Raw genomic sequence first — 16773 nt, forward strand, 5'->3', positions numbered from 1 at the left:
TCGGTATGCATCGATTCATCTTGAAAAAAGTATTTTCTCTCTGCTGTATCTATGGAGGTCTAGTGCATGCCGGGCCTTTTAGTACAGCAGAGCAATTATGGATCGATGCCCATCCAATCGTACGATTTAGTATTCACGAAAAATATGCACCTTATCTTGCCGAATCCAATCAGCGTGAAAGTGCAGGGCCATTTAAAGCGCTATTGTCAAAAATTGAAGAATGTACTCGACAGCAATATGTGCCGGTATGGAGAAAATCAGACCCGGAAGGTTTGAAGCAGCTCAGCAAAGGCGAGGTAGATTTCATCATTGATCCACCAAGCATTGATGATCACGTATTGCAATTCGGCTCCCTATCAGAAGCGATCTTCTGGGGACATGATGCCGTTGTCACTAAAACATCAAACAAGCTAGAAGCGCCCAATCTAAAGGTCGCCTACTTTGATCGAGGCTTTGAGCACGCACCCTCTGGTATTGATGGCCGCAGTCAAAACAAAGAAATACTGTCTCCTAAAGACTTAATTCAATCACTCATTCAAAGCGATATCGAGGCTATAGTTATGCCCATTCGCTTAGCGCGTCAACTAATACAAGAAACCCGAAATTCTGATTTAAAAGTAGATGGCCTATACAACCGGGATCCCTTCGCATATCGCTGGTTAATATCTGATCAAGATGCTCCCTTACATGACGTATTGAGTCACTTTCTCGATGACTTAGACCCGATTGCATCACGCCAACTCTTTTCATTAGGAAGCGAATCGGGGCCAAGATCAACCATGCTGCCCTGGCTAGGCGCCCTACTATTCTTCATTGTTGGTGGGGCGATGTTTTACCAACTCCAAAGAAAATATTTTCATCAGAAGCAAGCTACCGTTGAATTACTGCGCTCTAAGGAGTTGGCTGAAAAAGCAAATGCAGCTAAGTCTGCTTTTCTGGCAACCATGAGCCACGAAATTCGTACGCCGATGAATGCCATTCTCGGAGTGCAAGAACTTCTCCTCGGCAGTGCGCAGTTTCCCAAAAAAGATAAGTCACTATTGAAGAGTGCTCAAGCGTCGGCTGAATCTCTTTTGGGCATGCTCAATCAAGTATTGGATATTTCTAAGATTGAAGCTGGCAAGCTCACTCTCAATCTAGAACCTTGCAATCCACATCAATTAATTATGGATATTCATGCGGCGTTTTCAACGGTAGCCAAGAAACAGGGGCTAATACTCCACACTTCGATTGATCCCAGAATCGCTGAAGTCCTCATGGTTGATTCTCTACGCCTGCGCCAAATTCTTCAGAATTTACTCAGCAATGCAATTAAATTTACCGCTGAGGGTGAGGTGTACTTTTCTATTACCGTACTTGCTGATGATCATGCGGGCCAACTACTTGAGTTCAGAGTGATTGATACCGGGGTAGGCATGGGCAGCGAGCAAATTAAATTGGCTCTGCAGGCCTTTGAGCAACTGCCTGCCACTCAAGAGTCATATTTATCGGAGCAAGAGAGAGGTACAGGCCTTGGACTGACCATCACCAATCATCTGGTGAACTCTATGAACAGCCATCTCTACTTTGAGAGTGCTCCAGGCTTTGGAAGCAATGTCCATTTTGCAGTAGCCTTTCCAAGAACCAGTGTTGCCGCCCCACAGGCTGCTGGCTTTGACTCGTTTGGACCATCATCCAAGAGCTTGGTCTCAAAAAGCCCGGGCCGAAAAAATTGGAGTATTCATGCCTTAGTAGTTGAAGATCATCCAGCGAGCCGCCAAATACTGTCCCTGCAATTAGAAGCGCTCGGCATCAATACTTGCGTTTGTGAGAATGCCACCGTTGCACTGGAATTATTGAAAGATCATCATTTTGATCTCATGCTCACAGATCAATCCATGCCTGGCATGCAAGGTTCTGAATTAGCAAAACAAATCCGATCCCTAGGCAACCGTGAATTGATCATCATTGGCGTCACAGCAGACATTTATGCACTAGACTCGCGCCATCAATTTTTATCATCCGGCATGAATGGTGTACTCATCAAACCACTCAGCTTAAGCGCCCTTGAGAATGAACTCATGCGCTACTTTGAATCTAGTCAAGACCGCATCAACACTGATGAGGTTTATTCGTTTGATGCTTTTTCTAGTCTCATCAAAGACAATCCCCACCAAATCATTGTGATTTTGGAGGAGATTGAAAAGGTGCATCTAGATACCCTGGATCAATTAGCCTCCGACAATAATCAAACCCCAATTGATGAGGAGCAATTTCAAAGTCTGGTTCATAAAGTCAAGGGTGGGGCACAGCTATTGCAGGCTAATGCATTTATCCATGCCTGTGAATCACTTGAGGTTGCCGGGCCACTCTCAGAGCGCATTGAACGATTCATCATCCTTCTTGAAGAACAAAACCAAATTATTGAGGCTTACAGGAAAAGGCAGCAGCGGTAATTTAGGGCAGTCATAGGGCAAGGAGCCCTAAGGTTTATCCTATGGGGAATGCGTACCCAATATTTCCTGTCTCCTGCATTTAGTCTATTGGCTTGCTTACTACTGACAAGCCAAGCCTATGCTGCCGACCTAGCCTCCCAAGAGACTGCTTTGCAGTACATCCCTAAGGCTGTCTCCGCAAGTCTTGAAAAGAGTCAGATTCCCAAAGAGGCTATCAGCATCTCAGTGGTGGAAATTGAACCAGGTCGACAAGGAAAAGTGACGGCAAAAAATGAAGTAGATTGGCGCTCTAAACAAGCAATGAACCCTGCTTCTACTATGAAGCTGGTCACCACCCTCACTGGTTTGGATGTATTGGGGCCTCAATATCGCTGGCGCACGAATATCTATACCGATGGGCTTATTCGTCAGGGCACCCTCAAAGGCAATCTGTATTTGCAAGGTACCGGCGATCCAAAGCTAGTCCCCGAAGAATTCGCCAAAATGATGAAGGCCCTACAAAATCTGGGCATTCAGAAAATTGATGGCAATCTAATCTTTGATAGAAGTGCCTATGCTCCTAATGTCATGGAGCACAACACCATCGACGGCGAGTCTCTGCGCGCGTATAACGTGCCACCAGATCCCCTGCTTTACGCTTTTAGAACACTTTCGTTTCAACTCGGTAAATCGCGTACTGCAGACTTTATTGATATTAGCTACACGCCGCCACTATCCCAACTCAAAGTGATCAACCAAATGCAACTCGTTGATCAATCTTGTGATAACTGGAAAAGCAATATTCGCTTTAACCTCGATCCTGAAGGTAATGGAGCCACTACTAACCAACTTCTGACCGCACAGTTCTCTGGCAGCTTTCCGAATGCTTGCAAGGGAGTGAACTACAACGTCGTTGCTTTGGATGCCAATACATTCCTCACTCAAGGTTTTGCTGCAGCCTGGGAGCTAGCTGGTGGCGCTTGGACTCAAGCACCCACCGGAAAGTCTGGCACTGTTCCACTGGCATCAAGACTACTACTGCAGTTTGAAGGTATTGCTTTGGCTGATGACGTACAAGATATTAATAAGTATTCGAATAACGTCATGGCCAGACAGCTCATGCTGACATTAGCACTGGAGAAGATGGGTAAACCAGCTACGACTGAAAATGGAGAATTAGTAATTCAGAGTTGGCTAAAGGGATTAGGTCTTCAGTTCCCAGAACTCGTGATTGAGAATGGCTCTGGCCTTTCACGCAACGAAGCAATCTCAGCGGAGCATATGACTCAATTATTGGTTGCTGCTCGTAACTTATCTGTAGCAGATGCTTTTTATAACAGTCTGCCGATTGCAGGTACGGATGGCACGATGCGTAATCGCCTTATGGCACATTTACGCAAATTTTTACATTTAAAGAAAAAGCCTGAAGCGCGAATCAAGACAGGCTCACTTGCTGATGTCCGCGCCATATCAGGCTATGTGATGAGTAAATCAGGAAAGATGTACGCAGTGACCTCATTCATAAACCATCCCAATGCTTGGAGAGGTTTAGAGGCGCATGATCAGCTATTGGCGTGGCTACTTGATGATGGCCCAGAACCAAAACACGCGCGCTGAAGTCGGTCCCTAACGCCGTCCCACTCCTCGCCTACTGGTGGCTCCGGAAATAAAATCAAATCCCAACCCTGCTGATCTAAATCCCGTAAAGATCGATACAGACGACTTGCAAATGAAGTGCTATCACTAGGCACAATCACTTCCTCAAAATGCACTGATGGATGCCCATCCTCACCCAATGCGGAATCTGAATCCCAAACCGCAACCGCCACCCGTGACTTGATATCAGGGAACTCGCTGAGTGCATCCAAGACTCTGCCTGGCGCATACATTCTTAATGGAGTTGTCGGAGCGTAATGAGCGCGCAGACTACCAGAGACTCTTGGCAGGCCGTCATCTTGCTTGGTTGAGTTGAGCTCGCCAGGTAAATACACTTTGATACCTGTCTTGGAAAAAATCTCTCCCGGAGTGATGAGTCCTGGGCGCAATAAGACTGGTTGATCGCCTGAAGATAAATCAATGATGGTTGATTCAATACCGACTTCGCAATCACCACCATCCAAAATCATAAGGTCTAACATGCCTTCAAATTCGCTACGGACATCAGCAGCACTGGTTGGAGATACTTTACCGAATCGATTGGCAGAAGGGGCAACTACACCGCCTTTAAATTTACGGAGTAACTCTTGTGCAATTGGATGGGCAGGCGCGCGAATTGCTACCGTATCCTGACCACCGGTAAGTTCATTTAAAACGCTCTTATCTTTTTTAAAGACTAAGGTCAGTGGACCTGGCCAAAAAGCATTGATAAATTTTAATGCATCCTCTGATAAGTCTCTTACCCAAGGTGCTAGAACCGGAACCCAGTCGACTTGCGCCTGATCAAACTTATCGGGAGCTGCTAAGTGAACAATTAGCGGATGATTGGTTGGCCTGCCCTTAGCAGTAAAAATTTGCTTGATTGCATCTGGGTTCTTCGCATCTGCCCCTAAGCCATAAACGGTCTCAGTCGGAAAGGCAACTAAGCCACCATCTCGCAAATTTTGTACCGCTTCATTAATTACCGCAGATGAATGCAGTGCGCTACTATCGCTGGACATTTCTAGGGCTCGATCCCTAATTCAACAGCGACAGCTGCACAATTTTGACGTGCTTGGTTGAGTGATTCACCCAAACAATTGATGTGACCCATCTTACGACCCATGCGTGGATCGGATTTGCCATACAGGTGTAACTTGGCATCAGGGTGAGAAAGCACCTTATCCCAAGCAGGCTCTCTTGTCTTATCTTCGCTACCTTCGTACCAAAGATCTCCTAAGAGATTGAGCATAGAGACCGGTGCTAGCAAGCGGGTATCACCTAAGGGCAAACGAGCCATACTTCTGACTTGCTGCTCAAACTGGCTACTCACACAAGCATCCATGGTGTAGTGGCCTGAGTTATGTGGACGTGGTGCAATTTCATTTGCAACGATGTCACCGCTCTTGAGTACAAAGAACTCCACGCATAAAACACCAACGTAATCAATCTTCCGAATGAGCGCTTTAGCTGCCCCAATAATCTTTTTCTCTTGCTCTGGCTTAAGTGATGGAGCTGGCACAGTAGAAGTGTGCAAGATACCATCGCGATGAATATTTTGAGAAACTGGATAGGCTACTACTGCATCGTCATATCCTCGCACTACCAATGCGGATACTTCGAAATCCAAATCCATCCGCTTTTCAAGAACGCAAGGTACCTTACCTAATTCAGCCCAAGCAGCAACTAGATTGGCAGAGTCATAAACAGTAATTTGACCTTTGCCGTCGTAACCCATACGAGCTGTTTTCAGAATGCCAGGAAATAGATCTGCAGGAACATGCTCAATATCCGCATCATGCTCAATGACGCAGTAAGGTGCGGGACCAATATTGGTTTCTGCTTTCCAGGTCGCTAAAAACTTTTTCTCAGCAACGCGGTTTTGAGCTAAAGATACGCAACTACTGCGAGGCGCAACAAAAACACCTAAAGACTCGAGTTCATCCAATGCTTGCGCAGGGACATTTTCAAATTCAGTGCTGACCGATTTGCATAGCGCCGCCATCTCTTTTAATGCGGCGGAGTCGGTGTAATCGGCTTGAATGAATTTTTCTGCAATGGAGCCGGCAGGACTATCCGATCCAGGATCAAGAACGCAGACCTTGTATCCCATCGCTTGAGCAGCCTGTGTAAACATCCGCCCCAATTGACCACCACCCAAAATTCCTAAATACGAGCCCGGCAAAATGGGCTCCAAACGATCTGCCATCTTTTAATATCCCGGCAAATTCATGGAGCGCGCAGTATCGGACTGCTTCGCACGGAACTCTTCTAGCTGTTTTGCCAAAGCAGGATCATTGACTGCCAAATTGGCAACCACATGCAAAGCTGCATTTGCAGCACCTGCTTCACCAATAGCAAATGTCGCCACTGGAATGCCCTTAGGCATCTGTACGATGGAATACAGCGAGTCTTCACCACGTAAATATTTGCTGGCAACTGGAACGCCATAGATAGGCACAATTGTTTTAGATGCCAACATGCCGGGTAAGTGTGCAGCACCACCAGCACCGGCAATAATGGCCTTTAGACCATTCTTAGAAGCATTTTCTGCATACGCAAACATATCGTCTGGCATGCGATGAGCAGAAACCACTTTAGCCTCATGAGCAATACCAAATTGCTCCAGCATTTGAGCGGCATGCTGCATGGTGTCCCAATCTGAATTGGATCCCATTACTATTCCGACTACTGGCTTTTTGCTCATTTACCTCTCCAAATGCCCTGATCTACATCGTTAATCTGTCTAAGGCCTCATTATCCCAGCCTTTTTAGGGCCCCAAGGAAATTAGGCCTTAGTTAAGCGAGCGAGGGCTTCGCGGTACTTTTCTGCCGTTTTATCAATAACATCCGCCGGCAAAGCAGGTGCTGGGGCTGTTTTTGGCCAAAGCTTGCCATCGACCATGGCTGTTTCTAGCCAGTCACGAACAAATTGCTTGTCATAGGAAGGGGGATTGGCGCCCACATAGTAGGTTTCAGCAGGCCAAAAGCGAGATGAGTCGGCAGTGAGGATTTCATCCATCAATACCAGTTGGCCAGCATCATCCAAGCCAAATTCAAACTTGGTATCAGCAATGATGATCCCGCGAGTCGCAGCATATTCAGAAGCTTCTTTGTACAAACGGATACTGACTTCACGAATCTGATTGGCCAACTTCTCACCAATCATCTCGATCACTTTATCAAAAGAGATATTTTCATCATGCTCACCGACTTCTGCTTTTGCGGCAGGAGTAAAAATAGGCTCAGGTAATTTCTGGGCATTTTCCAAGCCTGCTGGTAATGCAATCCCGCAAACCTTTCCGGTTTCTTTGTAATCTTTCCAGCCACTACCAGCTAAGTAACCACGCACTACTGCTTCAACCAAAATTGGCTTCAGTCTTTTAGCCACTACCGCACGGCCTTTGACCTGGTCTACCTCATCAGCAGGTACAACGCTTTCAGGATCAATGCCAGTTAAGTGATTTGGAATCACTTTAGCCAACTTATCAAACCAAAAATTAGCCATCTGATTAAGAACAATACCCTTCTCGGGAATTGGCTGACCCATAACTACATCAAAGGCAGACAAGCGGTCGGTGGTGATCATGAGTAGTTTGTCATCACCTAGCGCGTATACATCACGCACTTTTCCCTTGGAGAGCAAAGGCAAAGACTTAATAGAAGTGGCGTACAAGGCTGGCATATTTATCTCACTTAACGATCTGGGCTAATTTGCCACTCTTATACAGCTCAGCCATTTTTTCCAGGGGAATTGGCTTAATTTTGGATGCTTGACCTGAGCTACCAAAAGCGTTGAAGCGCGCAATACATACTTTCTTAGCTGCTTCACGCGCAGGCTTGAGGTAATCACGTGGATCAAACTTGCTTGGATTTTCGAACATGTAGCGGCGGATCGCGCCCGTCATCGCCAAACGAATATCGGTATCAATATTGATCTTACGAACACCATTTTTAATACCCTCTTGAATTTCTTCAACAGGCACGCCGTAAGTTTCTTTCATATCGCCACCGAATTCACGAATCTCAGCAAGCAATTCTTGGGGAACGCTAGAAGAACCATGCATGACTAAATGCGTATTCGGAATGCGTGTGTGAATTTCTTTAATGCGCTCGATTGCCAAGATATCGCCAGTAGGCTTCTTGGTAAATTTATAGGCGCCATGGCTAGTACCAATAGCAATCGCCAAAGCATCACACTGAGTAGCTTTTACAAAGTCAGCAGCTTGCTCAACGTCGGTCAACAATTGCTCGCGTGTCATCTTACCGTCGGCACCATGACCATCTTCTTTGTCGCCCTGCATTGTCTCTAGTGAACCGAGAACACCTAACTCAGCCTCAACCGTAACCCCAATAGAGTGAGAGAACTTCACCACTTCTCTGGATACATCGACGTTGTATTCATAACTGGCAACAGTCTTACCGTCAGCCTCTAAAGAGCCATCCATCATTACGCTAGTAAAGCCACTCTTAATGGCGGCCATACAGACTGCTGGGCTTTGGCCATGGTCTTGATGCATCACAACTGGAATATGTGGGTAAGCCTCAACTGCAGCGGAAATCAAATGACGTAAGAATGATTCGCCAGCATATTTACGAGCACCAGCAGAAGCTTGCATGATCACTGGAGAATCTGCTTCATGAGCAGCCTCCATGATTGCAGTTACTTGCTCTAAATTGTTAACGTTAAACGCTGGCAAGCCATAGCCATTTTCAGCAGCGTGATCCAAGAGTTGTCGTAAAGATACTAAAGCCATGATGGTCTCTTAATTGAAATGTTAATAAATAATTTGAATAGCTATTTTAAAAAGCGAATTACTTCACCTGAATAATCTTGAGTGAGTTCGTGCCGCCAGGCTCCCCCATAGGCTCACCAGAAGTCAGAACTACTACATCACCCTTCTTCACTGCTCCTAACTTCTTGAGACAGTCTTCCACTTCTTGCAAAGCAGTATCGCGTTGCTTGGTGTAATCCAAGCCGATAGGAAATACATTGCGATAAGTACTCAAGGCACGCTGAGTTGCAATTTTTGAAGTTAAGGCAAAGATAGGTAAATGGATATTGTGACGACTCATCCAAACTGCAGTAGAGCCTGAATCCGTCAAAGCGGCAATCGCATTAGCATTGAGGTGGTGAGCCGTAAAGAGCGCGCCCAAAGCAATCGTTTGATCAATGCGTGAGAAGGTTTGATCTAAGAAATCCGTATCTAGTTTTACGCGATCTGACTTTTCTGCCTCAACGCAAATCTCAGCCATCGCCTTGATCGTTTGTACTGGGTACATACCAGCAGCAGACTCTGCAGATAGCATGACTGCATCTGTGCCATCCAGAACCGCATTAGCCACGTCGCTCACCTCAGCACGCGTAGGCACTGGAGCATTAATCATGGACTCCATCATTTGCGTTGCAGTGATCGTAAATTTATCAGCCTCAAGCGCTAATTTGATCATGCGCTTTTGTAAAGCAGGGACAGCTGCGTTACCAACCTCAATCGCCAAGTCGCCGCGCGCAACCATAATGCCATCGCTCTCCGCGATGATGCTATTAAGCGCATCAGGCTCAATCGCTTCAGCACGTTCAACTTTTGCAATCGTGCGAACTTTACCAACACCATGCTTTGCACTCGCAGCATCTGCTAGCTTGCGGGCATAGGCCATATCTGCACCATCTTTTGGAAAGCTGATCGCCAGAAAATCCACACCCATAGCGATCGCTGCATCCAAATCAGCAATATCTTTTTCTGTCAGGGCTGGAGCGGTCAAGCCTCCACCTGCACGGTTAATACCTTTGTTGTTTGAGAGTGGGCCACCCTGCTCTACCAAGGTAAAGATTTCTCCGCCTTTTACGCTCTCTACGCGTAATACAACTAAGCCATCATTTAATAAGAGGCGATCGCCAGGCTTGACATCTTGTGGCAGTTCTTTGTAATCCAAGCCTACGCGCTCTTGATTACCCAACTCGCAAGCAACATCCAGAATAAATTGCGCACCCTCTTTTAAAAGAATTTTGCTATCAACAAATTTACCAACGCGAATTTTTGGACCTTGTAGATCGGCCATAATGCCGACCTCTTTACCAACTTCCGCAGAAATGCTACGTACTAAATCGTGACGCGCTTTGTGGTCAGCAACAGTGCCATGAGAAAAGTTCATTCTCACAACATCCACACCTGCACGAATCATCTCGCGCAAAACTTCAGGCTTTTCTGATGCAGGCCCTAATGTGGCAATGATCTTTGTTGCTCTCAACATATTTAGTCTTTCGCTCTTTCAGCCAATACTGCAAAGGCTGGCAAGGTCTTACCTTCCAAAAATTCCAAGAAAGCACCACCGCCAGTAGAGATGTAATCCACTTGATTTTCAATGCCGTACTTTGCAATTGCAGCTAAGGTATCACCGCCCCCCGCAATCGAAAACGCTGGTGAATGGGCGATTGCTGCTGCTAACATTTTGGTGCCACCACCAAACTGATCAATCTCAAAAACACCTAAGGGGCCATTCCAAACAATCGTACCGGCATGCGCCAACATGATCGACAAACGCGCAGCAGTCTTAGGGCCAATATCTAGAATCATGTCATCTTCTGCCACCTGGTCTGAAGGTACGCGGTTCGCACGTGCCAATGGAGAGAGTTCATTCGCAACCACGACATCCTCAGGAATAGGAACATGCGCGCCGCGCTTTTCCATGATCTCCATGATTTCGCGCGCCTCATCAACCAAGTCTGGCTCTGCTAGCGACTTACCGATTGGCAAACCTTTGGCCAACATAAAAGTGTTTGCAATACCGCCGCCAACAATCAGCTCATCAACCTTATCAGCCAAAGCTTTAAGGATGGTGAGCTTGGAAGAAACTTTTGAGCCTGCCACAATCGCCACCAATGGGCGCTTCGGACTTGCTAGAGCGCGACTCAATGCATCTAACTCCGCAGCCATTAAGGGGCCAGCACAAGCAATCGGCGCAAATTTTGCTACGCCATGGGTAGTAGCCTCAGCACGATGGGCCGTACCAAAAGCATCATTAACATAGACGTCACACAAAGCGGCAATCTTCTTTGCCAACTCATCATTATTCTTTTTCTCACCCACATTCAGGCGACAGTTCTCCAGCAATACCAACTCGCCTGGATTAACCTCAAAACCACCATCCACCCAATCACTAATTAAAGGGACTTTGCGATTTAAGAGCGTAGCAATTCGATCGGCTACCGGAGCCAAACTATCTTCAGGCTTAAATTCACCCTCCGTTGGACGACCTAAGTGGGAGGTGACCATGACTGCCGCACCAGCATCCAAACACATCTGTACCGCTGGCATAGAAGCTCTAATCCGAGTGTCTTCCGTGATATTGCCCACATCATCCTGAGGAACATTAAGGTCGGCACGGATTAAAACCCGTTTTCCCTTGAGAAGACCTGCTTCAGCTAGTTCACTTAGTCGTTTTACTTTAAAGAGAGTTTCCGGCATGAGAATAGGCAAATTTAGTGGTTTATCGGGAATGCTCCATTCTAAATCGTCTGGGCTTGAGACCCCAAAGGAATTGGACTACCCCGCTACGCTCCCTGCTCTACAATAAAGGCTGAGACGTATTCCAGGCCTAGGGGCTCCCTAGCAGCTTGGCACCCTGTTTTACCGGATTGAATCACCCTATTTATTACATATTTAAAAGGTAGAGAAAATGTCGATGTCCGACCGCGATGGCTTTATTTGGTCCGATGGGAAGCTCGTTCCCTGGCGTGAGGCCAATGTTCATGTGCTAACCCACAGTCTCCACTACGGAATGGGTGTATTTGAAGGCATTCGCGCCTACAAAACCCCCCAAGGCACCGCCATTTTCCGCCTTCCAGAGCACGTTAAGCGCTTATTCAACGGAACCAAGATTTTCCAGATGAATATGCCTTGGACTCCTGAACAGATCAGTAGCGGCATTATTGAGGTAGTTAATAGCAATAAGCTGGAAGCTTGCTATATCCGCCCGATTATCTTTATTGGCTCCCAAAAGCTGGGTATCTCACCAAAAGGCAACAGTATCCACACGGCAATCGCTGCCTGGGAATGGGGTGCTTATTTGGGTGAAGACGGCCTTAACAAGGGCATCCGCGTTAAAACCTCCTCATTTACCCGCCACTTTGTGAACTCCTCACTGGTGCGCGCCAAGGCCTCTGGTTACTACATCAACTCCATTTTGGCCAACCAAGAAGTTACAGCCAATGGCTACGATGAAGCCCTGTTGCTAGACACAGAAGGTTATGTCTCCGAAGGATCTGGCGAGAATATTTTTATCGTCAATAACGGCATTATTTACACGCCTGATCTGGCTTCTTGTTTAGACGGCATTACCCGTAACTCCATCATGCAAATTGCCAAAGACCTTGGCTATGAGTTACGTGAGAAGCGTATTACTCGTGATGAAGTGTATTCAGCCGATGAAGCTTTCTTTACCGGCACTGCCGCAGAAGTAACACCAATTCGTGAATTGGATGATCGCACTATTGGTGACGGTAAGCGTGGTCCGATTACCGAAAAAATCCAGAAGACCTACTTTGATGCGGTCTACGGCAGAAGCGATAAATACAAATCTTGGTTAACTTACGTTAAGTAATAGGAAATCAGAGAATGAGTGAAGCTCAAGTTGTAATGGTGAATGGCAATACTGATTTGCCTTTGCATTGCCCAACCAATAAAACCCCTAGCTGGAATTCGCATCCACGTGTATTTCTCGATGTTGCTAAAACGGGTGAAGCCAAGTGTCCGTATTGCGGCACTGAGTACAAACTCATTCCTGGTACCGAGCCCCACGGGCACTAAACCTATCAGCACCCCATGGCGGGGTGCTGTATCGGGATACCTCATATGAATCGTATTCTGATCATCGCACCCAACTGGATTGGCGATGCTGTCATGTCCCAGCCCTTGCTGGCGACTCTTAAAGTAATTTACCCACAGTCTCAGATTGATGTTTTAGCAAGCCCTTGGGTTGCACCCATTTATCGCGCTTGCACAGAAGTTCATCATGTCATTGAAGCGAGACTAGAGCATAAGCAATTGCAATTGGGCTTACGCAGGCAACTTGCAAAGCAACTGGAATTAAATCAATACGATGCCTGCTTTGTTCTACCTAACAGCTTAAAGTCAGCCCTCATCCCTTGGCTTGCCAATATTCCGCTACGCATTGGTTATCGCGGTGAAATGCGCTTTGGATTAATCAATATTTCCTTGGATAATCCGAGCAAAACCAATCGCCCTCCGATGGCCAATCATTACCTTGCACTTAGCAATGTCATGGATCACTCAAAAGAGATTGATACCAACAAGCCAGCAGATCCTAAGCTCAACATCTCACTTGCAGCCAAGCAATCTGTTGAAGCTAGGTTACAAGCAGCCACGATTAGTAAGAACTCCATTTACATTCTTTGCCCGGGTGCAGAGTACGGAATAACAAAGCGCTGGCCTACCGAGCACTTTGCCGCTCTTGCGCAGCAGCTAATCGCTAATGAAGCAGATGCTCGCGTCATTCTTCTGGGGAGCAAGGGCGATTCCGCTTTAGGTGAGAGCATTAGAGCCCAAGCCAATAGTGACCCCAAAATATATAACTGGTGTGGCGATACTTCACTCGATGAGGCGATTGCACTCATCGGCATGAGTAAAGCGCTAGTTAGTAATGACTCTGGCTTAATGCATATTGGTGCCGCATTAAAAGTGCCGCAAGTAGCAATCTTTGGCTCGAGCGATCCGGACCATACGCCACCACTATCCGATAAAGCTCAAGTCATTTGGCTGAACTTGCCGTGTAGCCCTTGCCATAAAAGAGAGTGTCCACTTGGACACCTGAAGTGCCTAAGAGACATCTCGCCAGAGAATGTATTTGAAACTATTCAGAACCTTCATTAAGCTCACATCAACTTAAGCCCCTAGAAAGTAAGCCATGTCAAAACTAGCCAGACTTTTTCATAATGCCGATGAAGTAGTGGATGCTTGGCGTGATGCTTTAAAACATCGTGATGTCAAAGGTGCTTTGGCAATCTGGCTAAATGATGACTCGATTACTTGCGTTTTACCAGAAGGCCAGCGTCTCAGCGGTCATGCAGAAATTCGCGCAGGCTTAGAGCGCCTCTTGGCTAAACAAGCGCTCTTTTTAGAGCCCATTGCCTGCATTAGCCATTCCGTTCTAGGCGCGGCCGTTTATGACACCACTGAAGCAGTTCATCTGCGCGATGATCAAATTGAAGCAGCATTTTTTCTCAACATTACCTTAGTGCTCTTACAAGATAGTCAAGGTTGGCGAATTGCCCACCTGCACGCAAGTCATTCAACTGAAGAGACTTTTGATGCACCTTCTACGCCGCATGGATTGCATTAATTACCAATGCTAAACAGGTTGCCATCTCATGGATGAGCAAGTACTGCGGTCTCTGATTAAGTGGCCCAATGTTCCACACTGCTTTGGCTGGCTTGCATTAGATCGTCGGGGTCAGTGGCGCATGCGAGATGAATTCGCACAATCTAATCAATTGGCTGGGAGTGTTATTCAGCATGCAGCTCTCAATGAATTTATTTCCAGAAATTACGCATGCGATTCTTTGGGCAGATATTTTTTTCAGAATGGGCCTCAAAGGGTTTTCATCACACTAGATGCCACTCCATGGATTGCCAGAATTATTCCTAGTGAAGGCGGACCTCAACTACTAACTCAATGTGGCACAGAAATAAAACCGCATAGCGCGCTGAGTGATGAAAAAGGCAATATCTATATCACTGGAATCATTCCACAATCACGATCTGACCAACTCGATAGCGCTGTGTTCACCAAAACAGAATCCCTATCAGTTGCACTTCTACATGATCATGATTTAGATCTATTTTCTGATCAGTCGAAAGTGATGGAGGATGCCTGTAGTTTTAGAGGTTCTTGGCAATGGGATGGTAAGGATCTACCAATTGAACCCATTCATTCAGAAGAACTTAGTGAACGATTTCATTTCACTAAAGCGCCAAGCAACTGATTAGCTCGGCATATTTTTGCCTTGCTCCTTAAGCTCTTCTCTATATTGTTTTTGCATTTCACGAAGACGCGCATCAATGCTGGATGCCTGATAGAAGTCAGCCCCACCAGAAGATCTAGCAATCTTGAGTTGCTCAATGGCTGAAGGCCATGCACCTTCAAGCGCATACTTTTCCCCAAGAGCGTAATGGCGCATTGGCACATTCTTTGCTTGGTCATACGCATTAGAAAGCATGGCCCACCAAACCACCTCATTGGGCTGCAACCTTGTGCGCGCTTTTAACCAAGTAATAGCGTCATTGGTGCGGCCAAGCTTGAGATAGGCATTCATCATTGCTGCTCCAGCAGCATAGGATTGGGGATAAGCCTTTAAAGTGGCCTGGGCAATTTGCAGAGCCTCATCACCTTTACCTCTAGCTAATGCCAACTCTGATGCCGTAATGTCCAGAGAGAGACTTTGCCGCTGAATGGGCGATCCTGGCGCGCTAGCGCTGTTGGCTAAGTTGCGTGCTTGCTGCAGGTGACTGCTGGCCTGATCGAACTTACCTTGTTTTTGAGCAACCAAGGCAAGCCCATAAAAACCCTCCATCTGCTTTCCGGGAGCTGACTGCTTACTCAAACCATCAAAGGTATTTTTTAAGTCATACATCTGGCTAGAGCTTCCAGACTGCTCCATACGAGCACGTGCTTTTATGAAGTAAAACTCCACTGCCGTTGGCACATTTCTATTGGCGATGTTACGAGCACGATCTTGCATGTCCGCAATACGATCGGTGGTTAATGGGTGAGTACGCACATAGGATGGAACACCACTATCCATTATTCCCGTCGCTTTTTGCAATCTTTGGAAGAAACCTGGTGCTCCATTGACGTCATACCCACTTGCCGCCAGAATCTGAAAGCCAATACGATCCGCCTCACGCTCAGCATCTCTTGAATAGGAGAGTTGATTATTCACAGCCAATGCCTGACCACCCTGCATCAGCCCAGAGGCAGCGCCTGGATTGCGGGAGGCTGCTAATGCACCTAGCACCATGCCAGCTAAAGCAATCATCATATTGGTGGTTTGCTTATCCATCTGACGGGCAAGGTGACGTTGCAAAACGTGGCCAGTCTCGTGCCCCATTACCGAAGCTACTTCGGAATCTGTTTCAGCGCTAACCAACAACCCCGTATGAAATCCAATAAATCCACCAGGCAATGCAAATGCATTAATGCTGCTGTCTTTAACAGCGAACACCTCAAAGTTGTAAGCTCCGCTACCCTGCTCATTGGCCCCACCCAATTGCAAGCGCTTTGCCGCTTGTAATAAGCGTCGCTCCATTTGATTTAAAAAATCATAGATCGGTAAATCATTCGAATAATCTGCATCCGGACGAATCTCGCGCATGATCATCTCACCATACTTTTTCTCATCCATACGGCTTAAGCTGTCGCCGCCGGGATCACCCATATCAGGAAGAACAAAAGTTCCTTGAGTTTGAGGCGCATTACGCGAGGGTAGATTCGAAGAGCGGGCATCGGGCGATTGAACTGCCCTACCTAAGTTTTGCAAAGCAGCCGACTCACCCTGCACAGATACATCACCCGTTACTGATGAGGGCGTCGGTCCAGCTGCATATACGATGCCAGCACTTGGGCAAGCCAAGGCCAGAATCAGCTGGCCAGCCAAAATTCGCTTAAATAACGATGATTTTTGTGATGTCTTTATGACTTGCATCCC

The 16773-nt window shown here is 46.7% G+C and carries 15 protein-coding genes; 7 read left to right on the forward strand and 8 right to left on the reverse strand.

What is annotated here, in order from left to right; genetic code table 11:
- Nucleotides 1–5: 5 nt before the first annotated feature.
- Together ICN14_RS05145 and dacB are read left to right on the forward strand one after the other, a co-directional pair.
- The gene (locus ICN14_RS05145) at nt 6–2435 is read left to right on the forward strand and encodes a response regulator (protein ID WP_216225414.1); all 2430 of its coding nucleotides are present in this window, start codon (nt 6–8) and stop codon (nt 2433–2435) included.
- A gap of 48 nt (nt 2436–2483) precedes the next feature.
- Nucleotides 2484–4031, forward strand: a complete 1548-nt coding sequence (gene dacB, locus ICN14_RS05150) for a D-alanyl-D-alanine carboxypeptidase/D-alanyl-D-alanine-endopeptidase (RefSeq protein WP_216225415.1) — start codon at nt 2484–2486, stop codon at nt 4029–4031.
- Here the strand turns inward: dacB and ICN14_RS05155 are convergent.
- From ICN14_RS05155 to ICN14_RS05185, 7 genes are all read right to left on the reverse strand, one after another.
- A complete protein-coding gene (locus ICN14_RS05155; RefSeq protein ID WP_216225416.1) occupies nt 3977–5071 on the reverse strand; it encodes an L-threonylcarbamoyladenylate synthase in 1095 nt (364 codons plus the stop codon). The genes dacB and ICN14_RS05155 overlap by 55 nt on opposite strands.
- Before the next feature lie 2 nt (nt 5072–5073).
- Nucleotides 5074–6258, reverse strand: a complete 1185-nt coding sequence (locus ICN14_RS05160) for a 5-(carboxyamino)imidazole ribonucleotide synthase (RefSeq protein ID WP_216225417.1) — start codon at nt 6256–6258, stop codon at nt 5074–5076.
- Nucleotides 6259–6261: 3 nt separating this feature from the next.
- Nucleotides 6262–6756 carry a 5-(carboxyamino)imidazole ribonucleotide mutase gene (gene purE, locus ICN14_RS05165; RefSeq protein WP_216225419.1) on the reverse strand — a complete coding sequence of 165 codons (495 nt, stop codon included), beginning with the start codon at nt 6754–6756 and terminating at the stop codon, nt 6262–6264.
- 81 nt (nt 6757–6837) lie between these two features.
- Nucleotides 6838–7734, reverse strand: coding sequence for a phosphoribosylaminoimidazolesuccinocarboxamide synthase (locus ICN14_RS05170; RefSeq protein WP_216225420.1), 897 nt, complete (start codon nt 7732–7734; stop codon nt 6838–6840).
- 7 nt (nt 7735–7741) lie between these two features.
- Nucleotides 7742–8806, reverse strand: a complete 1065-nt coding sequence (gene fba / locus ICN14_RS05175) for a class II fructose-bisphosphate aldolase (protein ID WP_216225421.1) — start codon at nt 8804–8806, stop codon at nt 7742–7744.
- A 58-nt stretch (nt 8807–8864) separates the two neighbouring features.
- Nucleotides 8865–10301 (reverse strand): pyruvate kinase, encoded by a 1437-nt coding sequence (pyk, locus tag ICN14_RS05180; RefSeq protein ID WP_216225422.1) that lies wholly within the window; start codon nt 10299–10301, stop codon nt 8865–8867.
- Between the two features lie 2 nt (nt 10302–10303).
- Complete coding sequence (locus tag ICN14_RS05185) at nt 10304–11515, reverse strand: phosphoglycerate kinase (RefSeq protein ID WP_216225423.1); 1212 nt, start codon at nt 11513–11515, stop codon at nt 10304–10306.
- 211 nt (nt 11516–11726) lie between these two features.
- On the opposite strand from ICN14_RS05185, the gene ICN14_RS05190 reads away from it, so the two are divergent.
- From ICN14_RS05190 to ICN14_RS05210, 5 genes are read left to right on the forward strand one after another with little or no spacing between them, the layout of a single operon-like run.
- Entirely contained in the window at nt 11727–12650 is a 924-nt protein-coding gene (locus ICN14_RS05190; RefSeq protein WP_216225424.1) for a branched-chain amino acid transaminase, read from the forward strand.
- A 14-nt stretch (nt 12651–12664) separates the two neighbouring features.
- Nucleotides 12665–12856 (forward strand): zinc-finger domain-containing protein, encoded by a 192-nt coding sequence (locus ICN14_RS05195; protein ID WP_015421968.1) that lies wholly within the window; start codon nt 12665–12667, stop codon nt 12854–12856.
- 45 nt (nt 12857–12901) lie between these two features.
- Nucleotides 12902–13939 (forward strand): lipopolysaccharide heptosyltransferase II, encoded by a 1038-nt coding sequence (gene waaF / locus ICN14_RS05200; protein ID WP_216225425.1) that lies wholly within the window; start codon nt 12902–12904, stop codon nt 13937–13939.
- A gap of 34 nt (nt 13940–13973) precedes the next feature.
- Complete coding sequence (locus tag ICN14_RS05205) at nt 13974–14408, forward strand: nuclear transport factor 2 family protein (protein ID WP_216225428.1); 435 nt, start codon at nt 13974–13976, stop codon at nt 14406–14408.
- A gap of 28 nt (nt 14409–14436) precedes the next feature.
- Nucleotides 14437–15051 (forward strand): DUF2946 family protein, encoded by a 615-nt coding sequence (locus tag ICN14_RS05210; protein WP_216225430.1) that lies wholly within the window; start codon nt 14437–14439, stop codon nt 15049–15051.
- Here the strand turns inward: ICN14_RS05210 and ICN14_RS05215 are convergent, their stop codons facing one another.
- Complete coding sequence (locus ICN14_RS05215; protein WP_216225432.1) at nt 15052–16770, reverse strand: M48 family metalloprotease; 1719 nt, start codon at nt 16768–16770, stop codon at nt 15052–15054.
- Between the last annotated feature and the right edge of the window lie 3 nt (nt 16771–16773).

It is taken from the genome of Polynucleobacter sp. MG-27-Goln-C1, from assembly GCF_018881905.1.
Taxonomy (GTDB): domain Bacteria; phylum Pseudomonadota; class Gammaproteobacteria; order Burkholderiales; family Burkholderiaceae; genus Polynucleobacter.